The sequence below is a fragment of the Candidatus Accumulibacter vicinus genome, assembly GCF_000584955.1.
Taxonomy (GTDB): Bacteria; Pseudomonadota; Gammaproteobacteria; order Burkholderiales; family Rhodocyclaceae; genus Accumulibacter; species Accumulibacter vicinus.
Map to the genome: position 1 here is coordinate 4,360 of NZ_JDSS02000001.1, position 796 is coordinate 5,155.

Here is a 796-nt window from a genome sequence, read left to right on the forward strand (position 1 = left end):
CCAGTCGCAAGGGAAAAGGCCGCTATTGTCCTCCATGCCGAGGGCGGCAGACTGCCTTCCTCGGCCCAGAGGAAGCGTAAGCGAGCGGGCAGCGATGTAAAGGGTTCGGCTGCGCCCGGACTGCGTCCGCCCTTGACATCACCGCCCCCTCAAACCGCCAAAACCAGCGCCCGTTCCACACGAAACGACATAGACCCAGCGATCAACGCACTGGAGGTCCATGGTCTTGATTACTGTCCGGATCATGGCCTTCACGGGTTCCAACGCTACGTGGCGCTGGCTGTAGTGGCCAGGAACATCCATCGCATCGGCGCCATCCTGAGGGAACGGGAAAACCGGCGTGCGAAGCGCAAAACCCGATACGCTGATCGCGACATGCCCCACAAACTGGCGGCATAGCCCGCCAAGCGTCTTTCCATGCAGTAACGCCGGCGCAGCCCGAACGGCTTGCTTAAACACCATGACATTCGGGCATTTTGGCTCGCATTCGACAGAAGTCGACCAGCGCAACTCGGGACGAACGAGAAATTCAATGCCAACCGATATTTTCAAGGCGGCGCGCTCGCCAAAAACCGGAGTTTTCGGTCAGGCACTAGCTATGAGCGACCTTCTTGATCAGGCCGAACGTGCGCAAGCGCCAAGGTATCGGGTGATACTCGACACGGAGAGATGGGGCAAGAAGCGCGTCAGATCGGCACGGCAGATGCCCCGGATGTTGAACTCCGCCCGCTGCAGGGCGCGCAGGAGAGTTTGCTGCGTCGAGTCGAAGAAGTTGAAACCCTTGAGCGTATGGCCG

Annotated in this window: 2 pseudogenes; one reads left to right on the top strand and one right to left on the bottom strand. The window is 59.9% G+C overall.

What is annotated here, in order from left to right:
• Positions 1 to 183 precede the first annotated feature (183 nt).
• A pseudogene (locus CAPSK01_RS21215) lies at positions 184 to 399 on the top strand (hypothetical protein); the annotation flags it as partial.
• A gap of 216 nt (positions 400 to 615) precedes the next feature.
• On the opposite strand, the pseudogene CAPSK01_RS21220 reads toward CAPSK01_RS21215, so the two are convergent.
• Positions 616 to 796: pseudogene (locus CAPSK01_RS21220) on the bottom strand (hypothetical protein); the annotation flags it as partial.